1 protein-coding gene is annotated in these 1,541 nt (G+C 50.4%); it reads left to right on the plus strand.

Translation table 11 applies throughout. The features are described from left to right. Positions 1-1,541 (plus strand): Ig-like domain-containing protein (locus GQR46_RS19500; protein WP_206009712.1); only part of this gene is annotated, 1,541 nt, incomplete at both ends.

A 1,541-nucleotide genomic window follows, 5' to 3' on the forward strand; every position in this document is an offset into this window, starting at 1 on the left:
ACTCTTGATACCTTAGCACCGACATTAACACTGGATACCGTGGGCGCCACGAATAACAGCACACCAACAATTAGCGGGACATCAAACGCGCCAGCAGGCACGGTTATAACGATTAACGTCAGGGATGCAGATAACACAGAAACGTTCACCGCGACAGTACAAGCCGATGGCAGTTGGTCAGCAGATGTACCGAATGCACTGAGCGATGGTGAGCTCACCATTGAAGCTAGCGTTAGTGATAGCGCAGGCAACACCACCACGTTAAGTGAAACCGCGACACTCAATACCACTGCGCCAAGCATCAGTATTAATGCACTGGTTGACACCAATGACACCACGCCAGAAATTCGCGGGACAAGTGATGCAGCTGATGGCACAACCATTAGCTTAACGTTTGAAGACAGTGCAGGGAATATTACGACTGTTGATACGACCGTAACGGGTGGTGTATGGAGTGTCGATGCACCAACTGATTTAGCCGAAGGCGAATACATTGTTACCGCACAGGTAGATGATGGACTGGGTAATATTGGCAGCGCCACAGAGACAGGTCAGATAGATCTAACAGGTCCGAGCCTTGTTATTACCAACAACGGTGCAGGCAACGACACCACGCCAACGATTGCAGGCAGTAGTGATGCACCGCAAGGCAGTACGGTAACGGTTATAGTGACAGATAGCAGTGGCACACCACAAACAATGAGCGCCACCGTACTTGCTAATGGTACGTGGTCAATTCCTGTACCGGCAGCCATTGCAGAAGGTGGATACACCATCAGCGCAAGCGTGAGCGATGCAGCAGGCAATGACACCACCGCTACTGGCGCTGGTGAAATAGACACCATTGCACCGACACTTGTACTTACCAGTCCAGGCTCAAGTAGCGACATCACCCCGACACTTAGCGGCACAAGCGATGCCGTTGAAGGCACCGTTATTAACTTCACCGTGGTGGACGATTTAGGCAATACACAAACGTTCACCACCACGGTTGATGAAGATGGCAACTTCTCAGTCGAAGTGCCAACAGCGATAGCAGAAGGACCATATAGTATTGAAGCTAACATCAGCGATGTGGCAGGTAACAGCACCGATATTATAGGCAACGGCACCATTGATACGACCGCACCGAGTGTGAGTGTAAATGCGCCAGTACTCACCAATGACACCACACCCACAGTGACTGGCACCAGTGATGCACCTAATAGCACTATCACAGTTACGTTTACAGATGCAGCGAATGCCACTCAAAGCATTGATGTACAAACCGATGCAAGTGGTAACTGGAGTGCAACGCCAAGCGGCGATTTAGCGGAAGGTAATTACAGCGTCAGCGCCAGCATCACCGATGCTGCAGGCAACACAGGCACCGGCACGGACAGTGGCGAAGTCGATATAACACCGCCAGACTTAGCATTTACACCTACCTTCTTATTAGGTTCATTGGTGTTATTAAACGGTACATCTGATTTACCGGCTGGCAGTGAAATTACTATTACTGAGCAACTTGTTGGCGGCGGTGTGGGCGTAAGTTACACCAC

The organism is Pseudoalteromonas sp. Z1A6 (assembly GCF_011378745.1).
Classification (GTDB): domain Bacteria; phylum Pseudomonadota; class Gammaproteobacteria; order Enterobacterales; family Alteromonadaceae; genus Pseudoalteromonas; species Pseudoalteromonas arctica.